Genomic DNA, 18,968 nt, shown 5'->3' on the forward strand with positions numbered 1-18,968 from the left:
TATTTTAGGAGTATGTCCTTTAGTATTTATTAATACAAAAGTTTCGTAATAAGAATTTACTGATTGTGCTATTTCATATGACTTTAAGATAATTGAAGAAATATATTGGATTAGGGTAAAAGGGTTTAGGCTAACTTTGTACAAGTGGATATTAAAACACTATAGAAAAATAAGGAAAATAGTTATAAAATAGGAAACTGAACGGAACCGTTCGGTTTGTTTTTGTTGTGCAAGATAAAGATAACCAAAGATAAGGGCTTAGGAATTCTTGTCTTTGTTTAAAACAAACACTTAACAAAAATAATCTAGAAGGTATCAGTACAAATGGAAAAGGTGAAGTAGTAGAAGGTTAACGTCTTCCTACTAATAGATTTCCAAAATCAGCTGGATATATAAAAGATGAGATTGCAAATGGGAAAACTGATATTTGTACAATAGATAAGAATTGGCTTCAAAAAATAGAAATTAAACTTTAGCATTATTATTCAAAAGTTTCATAACTATTATTTCTTTAGTGCTGCTATATAAAAGAGTGCTGAAAATTAGCTGCATTTTAATGCTAATCACAATGGTATCATGCTTTTGTATTTATATACACAAATGCTTAGATTCGTTAAATTATTGCTTTAATTATAGTGAAACTATCAGTATAAAAGGAAAGAAACTCTATCAAACAAAAAAATTGGAACGTTTGATTAAATGACTAGTATGCTATTTTCATGTTCAAGTTAATAACATAAATAGAACCTATTAATATGTTACTACTTTGTTTTTGTATTGTTGAAAATAAGAAAGGTGAAATCAATGAAAAAATATTGGCATAAGCTATCGTTGCTTCAGAAAAATGTATTACTAACGGTAGTAGTAATTCTAACGCTTGTGGGAAGTATGGGGTTGTTAAGCTTTAACATGTTTCAAAATAGTATGATGTCTATATTTGAAAGGCAGTCTTTTGAAACAGGAGATACAATAATAAATCAATTAGATCTAGAAATAGTAAGAGATGTAGCAAAAGACCCTACAGCACAAAGAGTGAAGAAAGAAAAATTGACAGAGCAATTAGATAAAGCTATAAAAAATATGAAAAGTGTCGGACAAACATATGTTACAGGGGCTAAGCTAAATGATAAAGCTGAATTACAATTAGTTGCTTTGGATACAGAATTAGCAGATACGGTTTCTGTAAAACTAGGTTCTGTAAAAACAGGTGACTATTATGAGCATCCTACTCATTGGAAGAAGACATACGACCAAGTAATGAAAACGAAACAGGCACAAATGACAGAAGTGTATGAAGATGTACTAGGTACATGGGTAACAATTTTAGAGCCAATTACTGATGAAAATAATAATATAATTGCAATTGTTGCAGCGGATTTAGACGCTTCTATTATTCCTCTTACAAAGAAAGAATTTATAGTGCACGGTTTACTATTTATAATCATTTCATTAACAATCGCAATTACAATTCAAATATTCATTTCACGAAAATCTCTATCGCCTTTAAAGGATTTACAAGAAGGGTTACGTAAAGTTGGTGAAGGGGATTTAAGTATTAAGTTGAATGAAAGGTCTGATGATATAGGGATAACTAATATCTATTTTAATAATACTATTAAAAAGTTTAATAGGATTATAGATAAAGTAAGGCAGACTGCTGAACAAGTTTCAACATCCTCACAGGAATTGTCGGTAAGTACCAAAGAGAATAGCATAGCCTTTAAAGGAATTGCAAGTGCTATTACAGGATTAAATTTAGGAGCACATTCTCATGAATATGTAGTGCAAAAATGTTTAGGAATTGTTCAAGAAATGGAAAGTAAGATGGAAGAAATTAAAAGAGCTGCAAAACAAGTTGCGACTGCTTCGGAAGATATGGAACAGCATTCTGTAGAAGGAAAAGATTTGATTAAGCAAATTGTGAATCAAATGAAAAGAAGCCGAGATTCAATTCAAAGTGTATCTTCTAGTATTTATGCATTAGAAGCACGATTTAAGGAAATTAGTGAAATCATTACTGTAATTACAAATATTTCAAATCAAACAAATTTATTAGCTTTAAATGCTTCTACTGAATCCTCATATGCTGGAGAGATGGGGAAAGGATTTTCAGTTGTTGTGGATGAGGTACGTATATTAGCGGAAAGAACTGAGGCATCTGCAAGGGATATAGCTAAATTAATTGGTGAAACCCAAGCTGAAACAGAGGAGGCTGTAAGATCCATACAGAATGGTTCAAAGGAAATAGAATCAGGAATAACACTTGTTCAAAGTAGTGATGCTTTCTTTGAAAAGATTTCAGAATCTGCACAATCTGTTACAAATCAAATTAAAGAGACTTCGAATAATTCAAGTGACATTTTAAAAGATAATCAAACTATTGTTCAGATTGTAAATGAATTATCATACATTGCAAATACATATGTGAATAGCAGTAGTAATGTAGAGATAAGTATGAAAGAGCAAGAACTGTATGTACAAGATATTGCAGAGTTGGCAAATTCTTTAAATTGGCTCTCCCAAGAGTTACAGGAGTTAATAGGGGAATTCAAAAATAAGTAGGATAGGAGAAGGTATGGGTATGACCTATACCTTTATTTATTCCCACATAAGGGATGAAAGCTTAGGTATATATGTAAAATAGCTAAAAGAATAATTTTTTTGCATATTTTGTTGGAAATAGAGCATGATATTACCAAATTCAACGGAGGTGTTTAAAAAATGCAAATTCGCGAAAATAATAATTCAAACGAAATCTTAATAGCAGCTGCAGCAAGTGCAATTGAACAAATGAAATATGAAATTGCACAGGAGTTTGGTGTTACTCTTGGGCCGGATTCAACAGCAAGAGCAAATGGTTCAGTAGGTGGAGAAATTACAAAACGTTTAGTTCGTATGGCGCAAGAGCAGTTATCTGCTCAATATAAAATTCACTAAAGTTAAAGGTATATCCCATGGAAGGGATATACCTTTTTAATTTGCCTTTAAAGAGGATAGTGAAAATTTTTACTGCTAGTTAAATTTAGACACTGCAAATTTGGCTGTGAAATTCATCTTCTTCATGTAAGAAGAATTTACTCCTGCTTGAAATTGAACCGAAATATTACCGTCTTTTTGTGCTTTGAATACGCGACCGTATGGTGAATTCGCATTGTATGTGCCAATTACTTGATCATCTGCATTAAAGACTGTATAAGAAATTGGGAACCCGGAATTTTGTACAAAGACCGTAAGTTCTTCCCCTTTATTAAGATTAAATGATTCTTTTTGAGAAACCTCATAGGAACTCATAGAGTAATATTTTGTAACTTCTTGAATTTCTAAATTTGTAGTTGCTGCACTCGCTTTAGGTGCCTCTGCTCCTGGTAAGTTCATACCTGATAGTACTGCAATTCCTAATGTCCCTGCTAAAATAACTTTTTTCATAATGCTAGTTCCTCCTTTAATATATTGTGAGATTTGAAAACGAAGTGAAAATACCACCTCTTGAAACTATTATAGTTACAACGAGAATGATTTTCAATGAGATTTAATATGTAATTCTGCATACATAAGATGTCGATATAAGGTAATCTATCCGAAGTTTAAAGTATTCTTAAAGAAGGAGAGAACAACTTTTCAAAACTATGAATGTGATGGTAGCTGGTTTTTACATACGTTGGTTCTATAAGTGAATATTTTGTTGTTTTTTTATTGTGCATTCATTGTATGTAAATAAACAATCAATTGTTTATAAAGTTTTATAATTTGGAATTATTAAACAAAATAAGGGGTTATATGTTATAATAAAGCTGCAATAAGGTTTAGCATCCTAATCTTATTGTGTATATTTAGCCTAAGTATGTCGTTTGTATTAAAAATAAGAAGTCTCTCAAAAAGAGGCTTCTTATTTTTGGTATGGAGGGGGATTACAGATGATTGATTATTATCAAATTTTTTTATTTACTATGGCAGGTATTGCCTTGTTTTTTTATATACAACATGCTAGAAAACCAACGAAAAGAAACAAATGGAAATTCTTTGTTGTAGTATTTTTATTTTTCCTTTTGAATTATTTATTTCTTAGATTTATATAGGTAAATGTAAGAGGGGATACGTTTTTAATTTTAAAATATAAAAAAAGGAAGGTGTAATCCTTCCTTTCATAATCTAGTTTGTCAATGCGAATATTTAATTAACTAATGTCATTGGCGCTGTGTAAATTGTGTCAACAGATCCGTTAGCATTCGTAATTTCAACTTTATAACGGAATGTGCCTGCATCCCCAATATCTTCGCCATTGCCTGAGAAAGTAACTATTTCTTCATTTGAACCAGCTGGTAACATAGAGTTCCAATTGAACCAAGTTTCATAATAGCCCCAGCCAGTTTCATATTGTTTTTCGATAGCAACTTTGTAATTCACACTTTCAGCTCTATTATTTGTAACTTTTGCAATGACATTTTGTCCAAATCCGTATTCCGTAGCGTGTAATTGAATCGTGAAATTGTTCACTGTTTCGCCAGGGCCACAAATGTAACGACAATATTCGCTCGCTCTATCGGCATGAGCTTTAGGTGTTTCTATATTCATTGCTGTTAAACTACCAAGAGCCAATGTTCCCATTAATAATACTTTACCAAATTTTTTCATATAAAATCCCCCCTGAGTATGTTTTCAATTTGTTTAATAGTTGTCACATTAAGTAGTTATATGACATTAAGCAAATTGAATGTTCTTTTTCCCTGAGTACATTTGCTACCATTCTTCCATCTTGTAGTAATTTAATCTGTACATAAGATTCCATGGTTTTAAATCCTAAATATGTATCTGAATGTACATTGAATAGATCCTTTAATATATCGATGATACATTTGGTTTATTTACTTGTATCATCTCTTCATTACCGTTTATTGGTAAAAAGGGAATGTTATTATACATAATATTGGAATCTACTGACAAGAGCTAATAATTTTGATTTAGCCATTAACAGGAAAGAAAAGTATTAAATTAGGACGTTGTTCAAAAAGAAGATAAAAACATTTGAAATGTGTGAGAAATGATTTGCAGAACAATTAGAGCACAAGTACTGTGGGAGTTTGTAAGTACTGTAACAGAAGAGAATATGAAGCAGAAGTTAGAGTCTACACCAGGTTTATTAGTAAATCTATTTAAAACTTGTAAAAGAAACCATTCAAAATCAAAAGAAAGCGAAATAGAAAGGATATTTAAGGAAATTTAAAAGGCCTTGTCATTTTAGACAGGGCCTTTCAAAAAGGGACACAATTGACAACTGAAGGTGACTTCATATTACCATTTTTGGTATTTTAATTCCAGGTATTCATATTGAGAAATAAAATGATTATTTTGTAGAGTGTGAGATGGGGAATACTGCCTATCAATTTTTCAGGACGGGAAGGCATAAGCAGAATTTTTTATTTGCTTTAAACAAGGGATAGAAGAAATACTTTTGCTTAGTAAAGTGAGTTAATCATAGTTCAAAGTTATGTGAAAAACTGTTTTGAGAATAGGTGTCCTTTTTGTTTTAAGAAGAGAATATATTTTCTCAACAGGACAAATGGTAAACATCTATAAGTACTATTTATAAGGATAATAAGAAAAATAGAAATTAATAATAAAGGAGAATGCGAAATGAAAACAGTAGTATCTGATAGAGATCTAGCTGAAATCCGCGAAGAAGACGTAGATGTTTTAAAGGTAATGGCACATCCGGTTCGATTACAAATTGTAAATGAATTAATGCACCATAAAATGTGTAATGTTACGCAGTTAACGGAAATATTAAGACTCCCACAATCTACTGTTTCACAGCATCTATCAAAATTAAGGAGAACCGTACTCCGTGCAGAAAGAAGAGGGTTAGAGATGCATTATTATATAGATAATGCTAAGGCTCGTCAGATTGTAGGAATTTTAGGTTTGTGGGTAAATAATAAGCAAAAAAGTTCCCTTTTATAAAGTAGGGAACTTTTTGCATGTTTATCAAAGTGTGTACCATTATAAAAGAATATGAGATTTAGAAAGGATGCCGATCTAAAATATTTTATATAGGGTGAATGGGGGAAGTGATAAGTAGCGGCTACATTACATTTTAAAATGAAACACATTTGACACTCCCACCCCTAAAGGGGCCAGCTGACTATCGTCAGTGGGATTCTAGCTAACAAAGGCGAAGTCCATTTCTGGTATCGCTGACGTGCAAGATTGCGGTGTGCCATCACCACTCCCACAACAGACCATATAGGTTCGTGGGCTACGGTACTGTGACCATACCGTACAGATTGTTGGTTCTCAAATTACAAAAACAATTAAATTGATACATTTAAGGTGCAAGTTATAAAAAATATTAAAGGGGGGATAAAGCATTATTTAAAAGGAACTGTTATAAACGGTGGACAGTTATACGGGTTATATGAACCTGAATATTGTTAAAGAAAGGACACTCATTTGAGTGTCCTTTCTCCGACTTGAACCATCTTAATTTTATTGTGTTGTTATCATATAAGAAAAGAAGACATCGATTAAGATGTCTTCTTTTCTTTGTACAATTGGTGTTAAGAAGGTATTGTATTGCTTAAAAAACATAAAAAAATATAACAATCATCGAGTAAGTTTATTATAGCATCAATAAATAGGATTTTAATATGTAACATTGCATATATATAGATTTATTTATTTTTTATCTATATAGTTTAATTGTCTGTTATTTGTTTTAATTCATTTACTTATATTATTTTTTGAGCGCTCCAGCAATGGAGCCTTTTTTTTATGCAATAAAACATTTTCTTTACATTATTTAGTCGATGTATATTAGCTTTTCCCTCTTAAAAGATACCTATATTTTACCAAAATATTGTATAGACGACCAGTCTTTTTATGAGAATTTAGTGAGTTAATAGTATTAAATTTGAAAATAGTTTTTATATCGAAAGTAGTAGATGGATTATTCTGTATGTCAATCGATATGCTAAATTGCATATCGAAAAAAGTAGAATTTGTTAACGTTTTCAAAATAAGGAATATTTTTATAAATTTCTGCTAATATCAAACTTGTACTTATTATAAAACAAGGGGATGTTTATATGTTTAAAAAAGTTACATTAGGGATATCATCATTAGCGGTGGCGGCGGTAGTTGGGTTAGGAATGGCATCGGAGGCATCAGCAGGACCAGCAGCACCTCTAACTTCTTTAAGTGTAGTAAAAGTAGAATCACAATTGGGTGGAGTTGAATACATTACTCCTAATAGTTTTAGTACAACTAAAGATCATGGGGGAAGTTACTTATATGTTTACACAAAAGAAATAGGATATGGCCAGTTTCCTTTTGCCAAAATGAATGGATTTGATGTGAAAAGTATTGGTTCACAAATAATTGGTGGTAATCCTATTGTAGGTTGGGAATATAAATGGGACGCATCAAATCATCAAGAAGGGACTTTTGAATATCAAAAGACTTCAATAAATTATCCAAGAGATACGTGGCGCACTTCATTATATATTAAATAATTAGTTTTATATATTCGTAGCATGAAAATTCCTGCACCTTGTGTGGAGATTTTCATAAAGAAAAGGCACCCTTATGTAGGTGCCTTTTCCAATAGTTTGTTTAGCAGAAGCAGCTAGCTCCAACTATGATTAATAAAATAAATAGTACAACTAATAAAGCAAAGCCTCCAGCAAAGCCGCCGCCACAACTACCGCAACTACCACCAAATCCCATTTTAATCTCTCCTTTGAGTAGGAGGGGAAAATTAAGGTCATTCATGTATTTTAACGGGTTCACTTTACCCTATGTTTTTACGGATTAATTGAGCAGGTCCTTTTGAAAATAAAAAAAGACACCCTAAGGTGCCTTCCTCCGACTTGAACCACTTTACTTTTAATAATATGTATTGGACATTAAGTAAACACATCCTATAAAACAGAATCATTTATTTTTACCAGATTGTTAGTGTACAAATACAAGAGAATCGAGATCGTTTGTTTGGCTAGATTAAAGCAACGCCACATCTATATGGTTGAGATGTGTTACGCCTTCTAATCGGAGAATCTGCTTTATAGAACGTGTCCACAATTTATATTTTACTACATGTAATATTTATTTAGTGTAATTTTTTACAAATATGTATAATTGCATAAAGTTTACGAAAAAATGAGAGTATAATTTGGTATTGTGTAATAAAGATAAAGTCCACCTACGGAAATAGGTGGGCTTTTTAATGCATAAAGAAAAGACACCCATATAAGAGTGTCTTTTCCGATAGTTTGTTTAGCAGAAGCAGCTAGCTCCAACTATTATTAATAGAATAAATAATACAACTAGTAAAGCAAATCCTCCAGCGAAGCCGCCGCCACCACCACAACTTCCACCAAAGCCCATAATAGTTCCTCCTTTAGATAAGAGGATAAAACAAGAGGTCACTCATGTATTTTAACGGATTCAATTTACTTTATGTTTTTATGCATTAATGGAGCAAGTTCTTTTGAAAAAAAGAGAAAGCCAATCTAAGGAACTTCTCCTGAATATTAATAAATCGCATATATTAATAAAAACAGACTATTTAATTATATCGATAATAAGATTATTTAATGTAATGTATTAATCCTAACAGAAGGGAGGAATAACCATGCAATTAGTTTGTTTCCAAGTAGTAAGTGGACAATACTTCTTAGTTGTAGAAGGTATCCAGATTCCTGTACCAATTCCAGCGTTTGCTGCAGCTCTATTAATTGGTTTAGGAGTAATCCCACTTTGTTCTTAATTTAAGGAATTGTAAGCAGTTTTACCTTTCAATCGATAAGCCCCTAAGTATATAAATGCTTGGGGGTTTTCTTATAAAAAAAAGACACCCTAAGGTGCCTTCCTGCGATTTGAACCAACGTAATATGGTATTGGATGCCAATCCAATTATTATTTTACCACGTTAGATAATTTTGAGTATTGAGAAATAGTAAAAGCACTCTTTCGAGTGCCGCTATTTACTTCACTACTTTATCCATAACTTCTTTATACTTATTAAACTCTTCATCTTTCATATCGCCATTCATCTGTAAAAGGAAATTCCCCTTAGCATATGTATGTGAGAAAAGCATTGGAGCTGAGTTTCCTAGCTCATCATAGTACTTCTTAGCTTTTTCTAAGTCTTCTTTCTTACTAAATTCAAACACACGGCCACCTTTATCCTCACCTAATTTAGGAATTAGGATTCGTTTACCATCTTTACGCATGTTACCGAACTCTTTTTGTGGTAGATCCGTAGCATTTTCAGCTTCTATACCAGCTTTCTTGAACTCGCTAATAAGTGAAGTTGTAGTAACCGGTTCAGGCTTTTTAGCTTCTTGTTTAGGTTTAGATTCAGTTGCAGTCTTCTCATTTGAACCACAAGCGGATAATCCCATAAGTAAGGCGCTACATGCTAATGCTGTAAGTAATCTGCGTTTCATTGTGTTACCCCCAGTATGTATTAGTTATATAAGCTGAAATGTAAGATTTCTTATCTCATGGTAGCAAACAAGTTATTTGTATTTTGTTATATTTTGTCGAATGAGAATAAAAAAAGCACTCACAAGAGTGCTTAACCATAAATCTAATGTTTTTTACTAGATTTTTTATGTCCTTTATTTCGTTCACAAGCCACGCCATCGCCATCGCGATCTAAATGTGAAGCATAAGCTGGGCTATCTGGAGTTATATCATAGTAACCGGCATTATTTGCATCTGTACAGTTTGCAAAGTGCACTTTCTCTTGTTTAGGTGCAGCTTGTTGCTGAGGTGCTGTATTAGCAGTAGCTTTTTGTTGCTCCTGTTCTTTTGCTCGAGCTGCTTCTTGTTGTTTCTTTTGTTCTTCCTGTTGTCTTTGAGCCTCTTCTTGTTTTCGTTGTTCTTCTATTTTCTTTTGTTCTTCTTCCTGTTTTTGCTCATCTTCTTTTTTAGTTTCTTGTTTTGGTTCTTCTGATGTACTTGCTTTATCACTTGAACCACAAGCAGCCAATCCCATAAGTAACACGCTGCATGCTAAAGCCATTAATAATTTCTTGTTCATAATTTAATTCCTCCAAGATATATAAAATGTAATATTTCTGGACAATCTTATCAAAATAAACATTCTTATATTGTCATATTTTGTCGATTGGAAATAAAAAAAGAGAGCTGTATCTCTCATTGGTTAATTTGGTGAATTTTTTACATAATTTCACCTCTAGAAAATGGAAGAAAGTACATTCTTCCATTTCATGATACTGGTACTAGTTATCGGAATTGCAGGATTCATCTACCTGATGCAGATAGACAAACGGATTATGAAGGATGAAAAGTGATGGATAAATAGCAGCGTGACAAAGAAGAAATAGCAAACATAATCAAAATGATACGAGATTTAAGAGCTAAAGGGGTACATAACAGCGCAGATAAGGTAGAGGAAGCACATAAATATATTACTTTAGCTAAATAAAAAAGCCTCGCAGGGGGCAAGGCTTTAAACAGGGTAAAAGAATTGTCGAGTAAATAAGAATTACTTCTTGAGAATGGCTTAATTTTAACACGATAACTCGTATGCATGTGTTACGGAATTATGAACTATTCTGATGTGCGAAGCATCATAAAGGGTGAGAAAAATGCATCCGCTAACTAAAATTAGCATAGTAAAAGGCCTGTGCAGATGCACAGGCTGGTTGATACACATATCGGTAATTAAATGTTAACAGATTTATTGAATAATCGTTATTGAGAAAATAAAAATAGTCGATTACCCCTAATTAGCTATTTCATGAAACGACACAATATTTTGTCCCTCTATTATAACATGGTCGTTTCTTCTAATTAAACAAGGAGTGAAAGCCTATGTTAGATAAAAATCAATCAAAAGTCGTCCTTCCTTCATGGGTATGGAAGGACGAAATGAAAAAGAAGCAAAAGAAAAAGCGATTGAGTACATTACTCCCAATCGCTATCCAGGATACAAAATCATTGAAATAAGAGGCGATATATCGCTTTAGAAGGATTGGACCTAGTGTTTGATGAAAGCGAAGTGATTCAATTACGAGAAGTGTGGGATGAGGATAAAGATATTCTTGAAATAGCAAAAGGGCTAGGAAGGAATCAACTAGAAATCGCCACATTAATCATGGATCAGGCAGATAAGAACAAAATTAAATCTCGTCCAATGGGGTTAGGGGCATGAAACAACTACCACGGGAGGGATATAGTCGGAATTTTTGATTATACTGCAACAAGTACAGCGGACAAATTTTTGAAGCGTAATAGCGTTATGACGTACTCATTAGAGTTTTATGACAAAGACGAAAAGTGGAAGCGTCGTTGGCTTGAGGCGAAGTCCGAGAGAGAAGCTATAGAAATCATAGGATTACCATAATAGGTAATATGTTTCCAAATGTTGGGTGTTGAGAAATCTTTTTATAAATCCTTCATTCGGCACAACAAAGCAATCAGCTTAATTAGCTAACTGCTTGTTGTACAAAAGAAAATTAGGCCCTGCAAGTTAGGATGTGTAACGTTAAGTTACAGTTATAGTGTTAGCAGGACCGGAAATGTTATACGGGGATTAATGTAATGAAAATTTCATTTTGTCGAACTCTATTTGAATAAAGTAACTAAAATTAATTGATTGTATCCAATGCAAGGGATATTTTTGAATAAAGTAACTTTAATCAAAGGGGAGATATATATAATGACTGGACAAAACAATCGTGGTGGGAAAAGAGAAGGAGCAGGACGTAAATCGATCGGTGTAACAAGAAAAGTATCGTTAACTTTACCAACTGAGTTATGGAGTGAGATTGAGTTTCTGTGTGAATACGATGGGGGGAGTCAATCTAAAGTAATTCGAAAAATGTTAGAGGCGCAGATACCGAAAACTCAAATGGTACGGGATATAAAAGAACTTCAGAATGCCAACATTGGTGCAAATATTACAAGTGATGAGGATGCCGTAGATTTTTGCGTGAAACTGGTTCACGAGATCTTTATGCAGAAGAAGCATGAAGATGAACCGGATTTAAAATAAAAGAGCAGCTAGCAAAAGCTAACTGCTCAGTCTTGAAGGAGATCTCGATTAGTACGGTTACACATAAGAGATTTCCGGCTGCTTAAAAGCCTAGCTACAGTATTGACGTGATTTTTAGTTTTATTCAGGGAGGTAGAGGGAAATGAATAAATTTATGCTGTTCCAACTTGGTTTTGGTCTGCAACATCAGCATCAAATGTGTTTGTCGCACTAACACCACTAAAGGTATTAGCAACAAAAGCAACATTGGATGAGCCTGAACCATTATAAGATTTTGTATTTTCCTTTGGAGAGACGTTATAAAAATCACCTAAGTTGAAAGAACCGTTGCTATTTTGTACAACCATGTTTCCAACAATAGATGGCATCAGTTTCACCTGCTTTCTTAGGAAGCGTTTAAATTAGAATATGGTCTATGAGTCTAGATGTTCATCTGAATCTGAAAATTTTAAAATGAGGGATGTTAGAAAACCTAATAAAATAATCCTTTTGTGGGGAAAAAGAATTTATAAAATAGGTACAATTCACGTTTAGATCATTTTTGAATGTAATAAGGTATCAAAAGGAGTAAAACGCTCCAAAATGGAAATGAGAGACGTTTGCATGAAAGGGATGAGAGGAATGGCAAATGCAAAGAAAAAGAAAATAAGAAAAGCTATCGTTCGTCGTGCGATATCCGTTGATAAATACCAAGTTAACAAAGCTTGGAGAAACATCTTTGTGCAGGCTGGTATTATTAAATAAATGAAAACAGAATACAGTCCGGCTAGAAAACTAGAGGATACCAATTTTTAGAGCAGCAATAAAGCTGTTTTAAGAAATGGTGTCCTCTTTATTTTTGAAAGGGGATGTGGGGAATGAAGGTATTAAAAGATCAATTACATGAATGGAAAAAGCAATTCAAACAAGGAAAGAAGAAAAACAAAAAAAACAAAAAGAGAAATTAAGTACTCGTGAAATTGAGGATTTAATGGGGATGCATAGACCTTGTTATGAACGTAGACGTGGAACGTTAGACAAAAGTAATTTAAAAATAAAAAGGAGTGGTCTTACATGACTAAACAATTATCTTTCTTACCAAAAATTGATAGAACAGCAACGCAAGAGAAGTTAGAGGGTGTTCTTGAAAGTGTACGCATATATAGACAGTTCGGAATGATTCGTAAGGAAATGAAAGTCACTCCTTCTTATGAAATGAGAGAACACGGTCCGACACATACCGTTGGAAAGCCTTTAGAGGATGTGGCAATCGCTAATTTGCAACAAAGTGAGCATGAAGAGTGGTTGGAGTTAATGTCATTCCGTATTAATCAGTTTTTAAGTCGCTTAGGTAATGGCTGTGCTGGGAAGATGCAGAGGGAGATTATTAATAAGCGTTATTTAGAAGAAGAAGCTGTATGCGATTATATGGTCTATAACGAAATTGCAATGGCTGAACGTACATATCGCCGTTGGAAGTCCAGAGCATTTTATAATTTAGCTTTTGCTCTTAGATTAGAAGTTTACGAAACAGAAGAAGCTGGAGGTAATGAATAATGAACTTTGTTCAGCCAATACGTGATCTAGAGCAAATACAACAAATTAAAGAGTATTTAAGGGAAAAGAGTGAACGAAATTATATTTTATCATTTTAGCCAAGAAGACTCCTTCCTCAAGGGGCGTGAAGGGTCACAGCCCAGTGAGTAGGTGGGAGATGAATTGGCTTCGAACAAGGGATGGCAGGAAGCTATCTTAATTGTTCGACATACATAAAGTGTTACTTCACTATCTGTCGAATGTATGTTTGGTGTATAATAGTCATATACCGAAATGGAGGTGAATCAAATGATGATTAATAAAGCCTATAAGTTTCGTATCTACCCAAATAAAGCACAAGCAATTCTAATCAACAAAACGATTGGTTGTTCTCGCTTTGTATTCAATCATTTCCTATCCCTATGGGATCGCGCATACAAAGAGACAGGAAAAGGTTTGGCATATGGTACATGCTCTGCCAAACTTCCTACCATGAAGAAAGAGTTTGTTTGGCTAAAAGATGTAGATAGTATTGCGATTCAGTCGTCTGTTCGCAACCTTGCGGATGCTTATACACGCTTTTTCAAAAAACAAAACAGCGCCCCGCGCTTTAAATCTAAGAAGAACAACGTACAATCTTATACTACAAAACAAACAAATGAAAATATTGCTGTTGTAGGAAACAAGATAAAGTTGCCGAAACTAGGCCTTGTTCGATTTGCCAAAAGTCGCGAAGTAAAGGGACGTATCTTAAATGCTACAGTTAGACGGAAACCTTCTGGCAGATACTTTGTGTCATTGTTAGTGGAAACAGAAGTACAAGAACTTCCGAAAACACATTCTTACATCGGAATGGATGTGGGACTAAAAGATTTCGCCATTTTGTCAGATGGAACAACCTATGAAAATCCGAAGTTTTTTCGATCATTAGAAGAGAAATTGGCGAAAGCACAGCGTGTTCTTTCTAGAAGAACGAAAGGATCTTTGCGCTGGAATAAACAGCGAGTAAAGGTAGCTAGAATTCATGAATACATGGCAAATGCTAGAAAAGATTACTTGGACAAAATCTCAACTGAAATCATCAAAAACCACGATGTTATCGGTATAGAGGATTTGCAAGTATCGAATATGTTAAAGAATCATAAGTTAGCAAAAGCAATTAGTGAGGTATCCTGGTCGCAATTTCGATCCATGTTAGAATACAAAGCAAAATGGTATGGCAAACAAGTTATTGTCGTATCAAAAACATTTGCTTCCAGCCAATTATGTTCTCGTTGTGGATACCAAAACAAAGACGTTAAAAATTTAAACCTACGTAAATGGGACTGCCCTTCTTGTCGTACACACCATGATAGGGATATTAACGCAAGTATCAATCTAAAGAATGAAGCGATAAGGCTTCTAACCGCAAGGGCTGCGGGGATAGCCTAATAAATTAGAGTTCGATAGGACTCTTTACTTAGGAATCCCCCACTTTCACTTCTAAACGAAGTGAAAGTGGGGGTAGTTCAACCAAAAGAATAATAGGCTAGTTGAAAATTCAAGTCCTTTCATCTTTTCATCTCCTGTTATAAAATATTAATAATAAAATTGCAATATTGTTATATTGACATGAATTGTAATATGTGTGTATAAGTTTATATAAAAAGAAAGAATTTTTTTGAGAGGATTTCTTATTTTTATATAATATATGTGGTGAAAAACAGTCCAAGGTTAAATAATAAAGTGGAATGTATGGGTCACTGTTAAAGAGACGCAGTTAATTAGTGGGTACATATATTAACTATACTAATAAAATATTGATTTTTCTCATAATTTATTGGAAGTAGAGCGTGATATTCCAAAAATTAATGCAAAAGTCAGTGCACATTATTCACTAGATCATCTTGATAATAATAACTAAATTATGTAATATATAGGTATATTGTTAGTTTAATTGATTCCGTTTATTCCCACACCTTATGTGTTGTGGTTGAGTTGTAGAAGCAAGTTGTGTTCTTGTTTCAATTTTGAAAGGGCTTCTTTGAGCCGATTAGTGTATATAGCTTATTTTGCTATGCACAATTAATCGACTTAAAGGAGTCCTTTTTTGTTTGTTTAAGTGGATATATAGAGTAGGTATTAAGTTAGAGAGAAATATGATTGTTTAGAAGGAATGTGTAATGATGAATTGAAAAATATAGCATCTAACTAAAAGAGCTATATGGAATCATAGTAAGAATGATCTCAAGTAGAGACGAGAAATCAAAGTTATAAGTACAGGGTTAGAGTAAGTACTCTAACTTTTGAAGGGAACCTAATAATTCATTTATAGAAGAGGAGAAGACGAATTGAGAACAACCCGAGAAAGATACGTAAACAATGGGGAGTATGTAATAGAACGTAAGGATCTACATAATGAGATTATTGAATCATTTTTAAATGAACATTCACAGCAAGAAAAAGAACCTGAAGCCATATTACTTGGTGGTGGTTCTGCTGCTGGAAAAAGCTCAATTGGAGAGTTAGTAAGTAAGGGGTATAAACGTAAGAAGAAACATATAATTTGGATAGATTCTGATAAGATCAAAGAAAAAATACCAGAATATCAACAATTAATGGAATCAGGGGACACAGAACTAATAAAACAAGCAGCCTTTTTGGTTCATGATGAAAGCAGTGATATTACCATGGAACTTTTAAAAATCTGTATGAAGAGAAAAATAAACTTTATGTATGATGGTACAATGAAAAATGTAGAGAAATATAAAAAATTGATTCAACAATTAAGACAAGCTGAATTCAGTATTAATGCAATCATTGTAGATGTTCCAATAAAGGTTGCTTTAGAACGATCAATCATGCGTTTTAAACTAACAGGAAGATTGGTTCCGGAACATATTATTGAAGAAAGCCATATGAAAGTAGCAACTACATTTTGTAAAATTAAAGATTTGATAGATTGTTATAGCTTATATGATAATACGGGTCAGCAACCAGAAATTTTTGCTTTTAAAGAATCAAAACAAGCAAAAGAAATTATTGTTGATGAATCTCGAAATAATCAATTTAACGAAAAATCAGCTCTTGTTTTTTAGGGAACATACATTTAATAAATTTTATAAAATAATAAATAGATTTAATTTCTATAATCTCCTGACAACTTATAATATTATTGATATAATAAGTATAGGAGGCGATATGAATGGAATTTAAAGAACTTATGAAGTATATAGAAGAAAACAAAGAAGAGCATTTTCATGATTTAATCGCTAAAAATGAACGGGAAATGGAAAAAAAGGAAGAAGAGAAATAAAGAATTTGAAGCAGAGGAGTTGACCTTTTAGGTCAACTCTTTTGTTTGCATAAATGAGTATTTAGTTAAAACTCTCCATTTATCACAAAAATCAATAATAGCGCATGTGCTGCTTTTGTAGATATTTGTGTGATATGTACTTTATTGTAAAACAACTATATTATTTTTACATGTTAACATCATTGTGTGTGGGATTTAATTTATGAGAAAAAAATCGTATGAAATAATAAATGTATAATTAATTATTAGTAAAAACTTAAATAGGTTATTTGCTAATCGTAGGAGAGTTTTTTAGTATTAAATTAAATAGAAATCAGTGTAGTAAATATACGCTTTAGGAGAGAATATATGAACCATTTTATTGTTATGCAGGGACATACTTATCAAGAAGAAAAGGAATTAGGAATTATTTGGTCACCAAAAAAAGATAGAGGTGGTAATGTACCACATTCATGGAAAAGAATGATGGATGTAAAAAAAGGAGATCGAATCTTTCATTATGTAAAAGGGAATATTGTGGCGGTTAGTATTGCTGAAGAAGATTGTAAGGAATCGAATAAACCATCGATTATGAAAAGTCATGATCAATGGAATGATGAAGGTTATCTGGTGTCTTTAAAATATCATGAGTTAGAAAAAACAATTAATATACGTGAGAATTTTGAAGAGATATCGCAGCTTTTACCAATTAAATACTCTCCTTTTCAATCAGATGCAAATGGAAATCAAGGTTATTTATACCCATGTAATGAAGAATTAGCTCTTAAATTAATTGAACTAATAAGTGATTCAAACATTTATGAGAAGAAAAATGAGCAATTAGAATTATCAGTTGATGAGGTAAGAAGGACTGAAAATAACACATTAATTCCTGTTATATCTGAAACGGAATCTAAGGTGAAAGCTACAATCCGTATTGGACAGCAAAAATTCAGGAAAGCATTAATGGAGCTGTGGAACGGGAAATGTGCATTATGCGGAATAAATTTACCAGAATTATTAAGAGCGAGTCATTCAAAGCCATGGAAAGATAGCACAAGTATGGAGCGTTTAAATTCTTATAATGGTGTGCTCCTTTGCTGTAATCATGATGCCCTGTATGATAAAGGGTTTATTACATTTGATGGCCAGGGGCGATTGCATATTTCTCCATTGATAGTAGAAACAGATTATTTGATATTTGGATTAACACCCAAAGCTAAGATAGAAATTCGCCCAGAAAATAAATTATACTTTAAGTGGCATAAGAGGAACATTTTTAAAACAAAATAGTATAATTTATAATTTCAAGAGTATGAAGAACATAAGAGAATTGAAGGAGATTGCTATATGTATAACTGTAATCAATGTGGTACAGAAATGATTATGCAATTGCAAGATAGATATAGAGAATATTGTCCAAAATGTCAAGATCTCAGGCCAAGTAGCTTAGTATATTATAATTTATATGAACTATTAGAATTTATGGAAGCAAATGAATACATGAGTAAGGAAAGTATGTTACATAACTTTCTAAAATGGGAGTTTGAATTAACGAAAGGAAGTATCTTTAAGTTATATTTAGAGGTAGATAGATATGATCAAATCGGTGATGAGAACCTATCAAAGCAATTAGATGCATATATGAAGGGAATCCGATTAAAATTAAATGTTAAATATGAGGACGATTATATCTGGATTAAGGTGAATTAGTTGAGATTCTATATATAATGCGTTTTATTTTGAAAAGATAGTATGAATAAGAGAGGGGATTAATAGTGATGCAAGATTTACAAAAGGCAGTAATAAAATTTCGAGATGAGAGAAATTGGGGTCAGTTTCATAATGCAAAGGATCTGGCAATTTCATTAAATTTAGAGGCAGCAGAATTACTTGAGACTTTTCAATGGAAGTCTAGTGAAGAAGCAACAGAAACTAAAATGCAGGAAATGAAAGAAGAAATAGCTGATGTAATGATTTATTTGCTTATGTTAAGTGATAAATTGAATATTGATTTAGAAGAGGCAGTACATGCTAAGTTATTAAAGAATGCAGAGAAATATCCTGTCGAAAAAGCATTTGGAAGTAATAAAAAATATGACGAACTGTAAAGCGATAATCGTTTTACAGTTTTTTGAAATGTTTTTGTGAAAG

General features: G+C 32.7%; 22 protein-coding genes and 3 pseudogenes. 18 read left to right on the top strand and 7 right to left on the bottom strand.

All coding sequences use genetic code 11. The annotated features are described in order from the left end of the window. Positions 1-804 precede the first annotated feature (804 nt). Positions 805-2,562, top strand: a complete 1,758-nt coding sequence (locus MHH59_RS27825; protein ID WP_340853209.1) for a methyl-accepting chemotaxis protein — start codon at positions 805-807, stop codon at positions 2,560-2,562. Between the two features lie 159 nt (positions 2,563-2,721). Beyond that, entirely contained in the window at positions 2,722-2,937 is a 216-nt protein-coding gene (locus tag MHH59_RS27830; RefSeq protein WP_340853211.1) for an alpha/beta-type small acid-soluble spore protein, read from the top strand. Between the two features lie 75 nt (positions 2,938-3,012). Here MHH59_RS27830 and MHH59_RS27835 read toward each other — a convergent pair whose 3' ends face one another. Then, on the bottom strand, positions 3,013-3,426 hold the full coding sequence (locus MHH59_RS27835) for a hypothetical protein (protein WP_340853213.1): 414 nt from the start codon (positions 3,424-3,426) through the stop codon (positions 3,013-3,015). A gap of 744 nt (positions 3,427-4,170) precedes the next feature. Further along, a complete protein-coding gene (locus MHH59_RS27840) occupies positions 4,171-4,632 on the bottom strand; it encodes a hypothetical protein (protein ID WP_340853215.1) in 462 nt (153 codons plus the stop codon). 999 nt (positions 4,633-5,631) lie between these two features. Between MHH59_RS27840 and MHH59_RS27845 the strand changes: the two genes are divergently transcribed. Together MHH59_RS27845 and MHH59_RS27850 are read left to right on the top strand one after the other, a co-directional pair. Further along, positions 5,632-5,958, top strand: a complete 327-nt coding sequence (locus tag MHH59_RS27845) for an ArsR/SmtB family transcription factor (protein ID WP_340853218.1) — start codon at positions 5,632-5,634, stop codon at positions 5,956-5,958. 1,124 nt (positions 5,959-7,082) lie between these two features. Further along, positions 7,083-7,508, top strand: a complete 426-nt coding sequence (locus MHH59_RS27850; RefSeq protein ID WP_002167259.1) for a DUF4879 domain-containing protein — start codon at positions 7,083-7,085, stop codon at positions 7,506-7,508. A gap of 100 nt (positions 7,509-7,608) precedes the next feature. Here MHH59_RS27850 and MHH59_RS27855 read toward each other — a convergent pair whose 3' ends face one another. Beyond that, positions 7,609-7,722 (bottom strand): YjcZ family sporulation protein, encoded by a 114-nt coding sequence (locus tag MHH59_RS27855; RefSeq protein ID WP_113937363.1) that lies wholly within the window; start codon positions 7,720-7,722, stop codon positions 7,609-7,611. Between the two features lie 549 nt (positions 7,723-8,271). Further along, complete coding sequence (locus tag MHH59_RS27860) at positions 8,272-8,382, bottom strand: YjcZ family sporulation protein (protein ID WP_151304185.1); 111 nt, start codon at positions 8,380-8,382, stop codon at positions 8,272-8,274. A gap of 247 nt (positions 8,383-8,629) precedes the next feature. Here MHH59_RS27860 and MHH59_RS27865 point away from each other — a divergent pair, with 247 nt between their 5' ends. Next, a complete protein-coding gene (locus tag MHH59_RS27865) occupies positions 8,630-8,764 on the top strand; it encodes a hypothetical protein (RefSeq protein WP_002016520.1) in 135 nt (44 codons plus the stop codon). A gap of 217 nt (positions 8,765-8,981) precedes the next feature. Here the strand turns inward: MHH59_RS27865 and MHH59_RS27870 are convergent, their stop codons facing one another. After that, positions 8,982-9,446 (bottom strand): hypothetical protein, encoded by a 465-nt coding sequence (locus MHH59_RS27870; RefSeq protein WP_016093847.1) that lies wholly within the window; start codon positions 9,444-9,446, stop codon positions 8,982-8,984. A gap of 143 nt (positions 9,447-9,589) precedes the next feature. Then, on the bottom strand, positions 9,590-10,045 hold the full coding sequence (locus tag MHH59_RS27875) for an excalibur calcium-binding domain-containing protein (protein WP_340853222.1): 456 nt from the start codon (positions 10,043-10,045) through the stop codon (positions 9,590-9,592). 797 nt (positions 10,046-10,842) lie between these two features. On the opposite strand from MHH59_RS27875, the gene MHH59_RS27880 reads away from it, so the two are divergent. The 4 genes and pseudogenes from MHH59_RS27880 (at position 10,843) to MHH59_RS27895 (ending at position 12,025) form a co-directional block, all read left to right on the top strand. Then, entirely contained in the window at positions 10,843-10,977 is a 135-nt protein-coding gene (locus MHH59_RS27880) for a hypothetical protein (protein WP_286676795.1), read from the top strand. A gap of 10 nt (positions 10,978-10,987) precedes the next feature. After that, entirely contained in the window at positions 10,988-11,182 is a 195-nt protein-coding gene (locus tag MHH59_RS27885) for a hypothetical protein (RefSeq protein WP_113937361.1), read from the top strand. Continuing rightward, a pseudogene (locus MHH59_RS27890) lies at positions 11,179-11,359 on the top strand (hypothetical protein); the annotation flags it as partial. The gene MHH59_RS27885 and the pseudogene MHH59_RS27890, both read left to right, overlap by 4 nt. Before the next feature lie 330 nt (positions 11,360-11,689). Beyond that, positions 11,690-12,025: a CopG family transcriptional regulator gene (locus MHH59_RS27895; RefSeq protein ID WP_340853224.1), complete on the top strand. Its 336-nt coding sequence runs from the start codon at positions 11,690-11,692 to the stop codon at positions 12,023-12,025. Between the two features lie 152 nt (positions 12,026-12,177). Here MHH59_RS27895 and MHH59_RS27900 read toward each other — a convergent pair whose 3' ends face one another. Further along, complete coding sequence (locus MHH59_RS27900; RefSeq protein ID WP_002069384.1) at positions 12,178-12,393, bottom strand: spore germination protein; 216 nt, start codon at positions 12,391-12,393, stop codon at positions 12,178-12,180. Positions 12,394-12,646: 253 nt separating this feature from the next. Between MHH59_RS27900 and MHH59_RS27905 the strand changes: the two genes are divergently transcribed. The 9 genes and pseudogenes from MHH59_RS27905 to MHH59_RS27945 all read left to right on the top strand — a co-directional run bounded on the left by MHH59_RS27905 (position 12,647) and on the right by MHH59_RS27945 (position 18,925). Beyond that, a complete protein-coding gene (locus tag MHH59_RS27905; protein WP_087943100.1) occupies positions 12,647-12,769 on the top strand; it encodes a DUF3983 domain-containing protein in 123 nt (40 codons plus the stop codon). 113 nt (positions 12,770-12,882) lie between these two features. Then, positions 12,883-13,082, top strand: a pseudogene (locus MHH59_RS27910) (hypothetical protein). Beyond that, the gene (locus MHH59_RS27915) at positions 13,079-13,561 is read left to right on the top strand and encodes an ArpU family phage packaging/lysis transcriptional regulator (protein WP_445290624.1); all 483 of its coding nucleotides are present in this window, start codon (positions 13,079-13,081) and stop codon (positions 13,559-13,561) included. The pseudogene MHH59_RS27910 and the gene MHH59_RS27915 overlap by 4 nt, the downstream one beginning before the upstream one ends. Next, positions 13,561-13,650: pseudogene (locus MHH59_RS27920) on the top strand (site-specific integrase); the annotation flags it as partial. The gene MHH59_RS27915 and the pseudogene MHH59_RS27920, both read left to right, overlap by 1 nt. A gap of 199 nt (positions 13,651-13,849) precedes the next feature. Then, the gene (gene tnpB, locus MHH59_RS27925) at positions 13,850-14,971 is read left to right on the top strand and encodes an IS200/IS605 family element RNA-guided endonuclease TnpB (RefSeq protein ID WP_340853225.1); all 1,122 of its coding nucleotides are present in this window, start codon (positions 13,850-13,852) and stop codon (positions 14,969-14,971) included. Between the two features lie 899 nt (positions 14,972-15,870). After that, positions 15,871-16,617 carry a zeta toxin family protein gene (locus tag MHH59_RS27930; RefSeq protein WP_340853228.1) on the top strand — a complete coding sequence of 249 codons (747 nt, stop codon included), beginning with the start codon at positions 15,871-15,873 and terminating at the stop codon, positions 16,615-16,617. 566 nt (positions 16,618-17,183) lie between these two features. Further along, positions 17,184-18,107 carry an HNH endonuclease gene (locus tag MHH59_RS27935; RefSeq protein WP_340853230.1) on the top strand — a complete coding sequence of 308 codons (924 nt, stop codon included), beginning with the start codon at positions 17,184-17,186 and terminating at the stop codon, positions 18,105-18,107. A gap of 57 nt (positions 18,108-18,164) precedes the next feature. After that, entirely contained in the window at positions 18,165-18,527 is a 363-nt protein-coding gene (locus MHH59_RS27940) for a hypothetical protein (RefSeq protein ID WP_340853231.1), read from the top strand. A 68-nt stretch (positions 18,528-18,595) separates the two neighbouring features. Beyond that, positions 18,596-18,925 (top strand): nucleotide pyrophosphohydrolase, encoded by a 330-nt coding sequence (locus MHH59_RS27945; protein WP_016096863.1) that lies wholly within the window; start codon positions 18,596-18,598, stop codon positions 18,923-18,925. Positions 18,926-18,968: the final 43 nt, after the last annotated feature.

Origin of the sequence: Bacillus sp. FSL E2-0195, from assembly GCF_038003645.1 — a bacterium.
Classification (GTDB): domain Bacteria; phylum Bacillota; class Bacilli; order Bacillales; family Bacillaceae_G; genus Bacillus_A; species Bacillus_A mycoides.

Bases quoted from the DNA above. Each gene is read 5' to 3' on its own strand.
- MHH59_RS27865 (WP_002016520.1), top strand. From the start codon at position 8,630: ATGCAATTAGTTTGTTTCCAAGTAGTAAGTGGACAATACTTCTTAGTT.
- MHH59_RS27855 (WP_113937363.1), bottom strand. From the start codon at position 7,722: ATGGGATTTGGTGGTAGTTGCGGTAGTTGTGGCGGCGGCTTTGCTGGA.
- MHH59_RS27850 (WP_002167259.1), top strand. From the start codon at position 7,083: ATGTTTAAAAAAGTTACATTAGGGATATCATCATTAGCGGTGGCGGCG.
- MHH59_RS27840 (WP_340853215.1), bottom strand. From the start codon at position 4,632: ATGAAAAAATTTGGTAAAGTATTATTAATGGGAACATTGGCTCTTGGT.
- MHH59_RS27880 (WP_286676795.1), top strand. From the start codon at position 10,843: ATGTTAGATAAAAATCAATCAAAAGTCGTCCTTCCTTCATGGGTATGG.
- MHH59_RS27945 (WP_016096863.1), top strand. From the start codon at position 18,596: ATGCAAGATTTACAAAAGGCAGTAATAAAATTTCGAGATGAGAGAAAT.
- MHH59_RS27875 (WP_340853222.1), bottom strand. From the start codon at position 10,045: ATGAACAAGAAATTATTAATGGCTTTAGCATGCAGCGTGTTACTTATG.
- MHH59_RS27915 (WP_445290624.1), top strand. From the start codon at position 13,079: ATGACTAAACAATTATCTTTCTTACCAAAAATTGATAGAACAGCAACG.
- MHH59_RS27870 (WP_016093847.1), bottom strand. From the start codon at position 9,446: ATGAAACGCAGATTACTTACAGCATTAGCATGTAGCGCCTTACTTATG.
- MHH59_RS27905 (WP_087943100.1), top strand. From the start codon at position 12,647: ATGGCAAATGCAAAGAAAAAGAAAATAAGAAAAGCTATCGTTCGTCGT.
- MHH59_RS27935 (WP_340853230.1), top strand. From the start codon at position 17,184: ATGAACCATTTTATTGTTATGCAGGGACATACTTATCAAGAAGAAAAG.
- MHH59_RS27825 (WP_340853209.1), top strand. From the start codon at position 805: ATGAAAAAATATTGGCATAAGCTATCGTTGCTTCAGAAAAATGTATTA.
- tnpB (WP_340853225.1), top strand. From the start codon at position 13,850: ATGATGATTAATAAAGCCTATAAGTTTCGTATCTACCCAAATAAAGCA.
- MHH59_RS27860 (WP_151304185.1), bottom strand. From the start codon at position 8,382: ATGGGCTTTGGTGGAAGTTGTGGTGGTGGCGGCGGCTTCGCTGGAGGA.
- MHH59_RS27830 (WP_340853211.1), top strand. From the start codon at position 2,722: ATGCAAATTCGCGAAAATAATAATTCAAACGAAATCTTAATAGCAGCT.
- MHH59_RS27940 (WP_340853231.1), top strand. From the start codon at position 18,165: ATGTATAACTGTAATCAATGTGGTACAGAAATGATTATGCAATTGCAA.
- MHH59_RS27900 (WP_002069384.1), bottom strand. From the start codon at position 12,393: ATGCCATCTATTGTTGGAAACATGGTTGTACAAAATAGCAACGGTTCT.
- MHH59_RS27895 (WP_340853224.1), top strand. From the start codon at position 11,690: ATGACTGGACAAAACAATCGTGGTGGGAAAAGAGAAGGAGCAGGACGT.
- MHH59_RS27845 (WP_340853218.1), top strand. From the start codon at position 5,632: ATGAAAACAGTAGTATCTGATAGAGATCTAGCTGAAATCCGCGAAGAA.
- MHH59_RS27835 (WP_340853213.1), bottom strand. From the start codon at position 3,426: ATGAAAAAAGTTATTTTAGCAGGGACATTAGGAATTGCAGTACTATCA.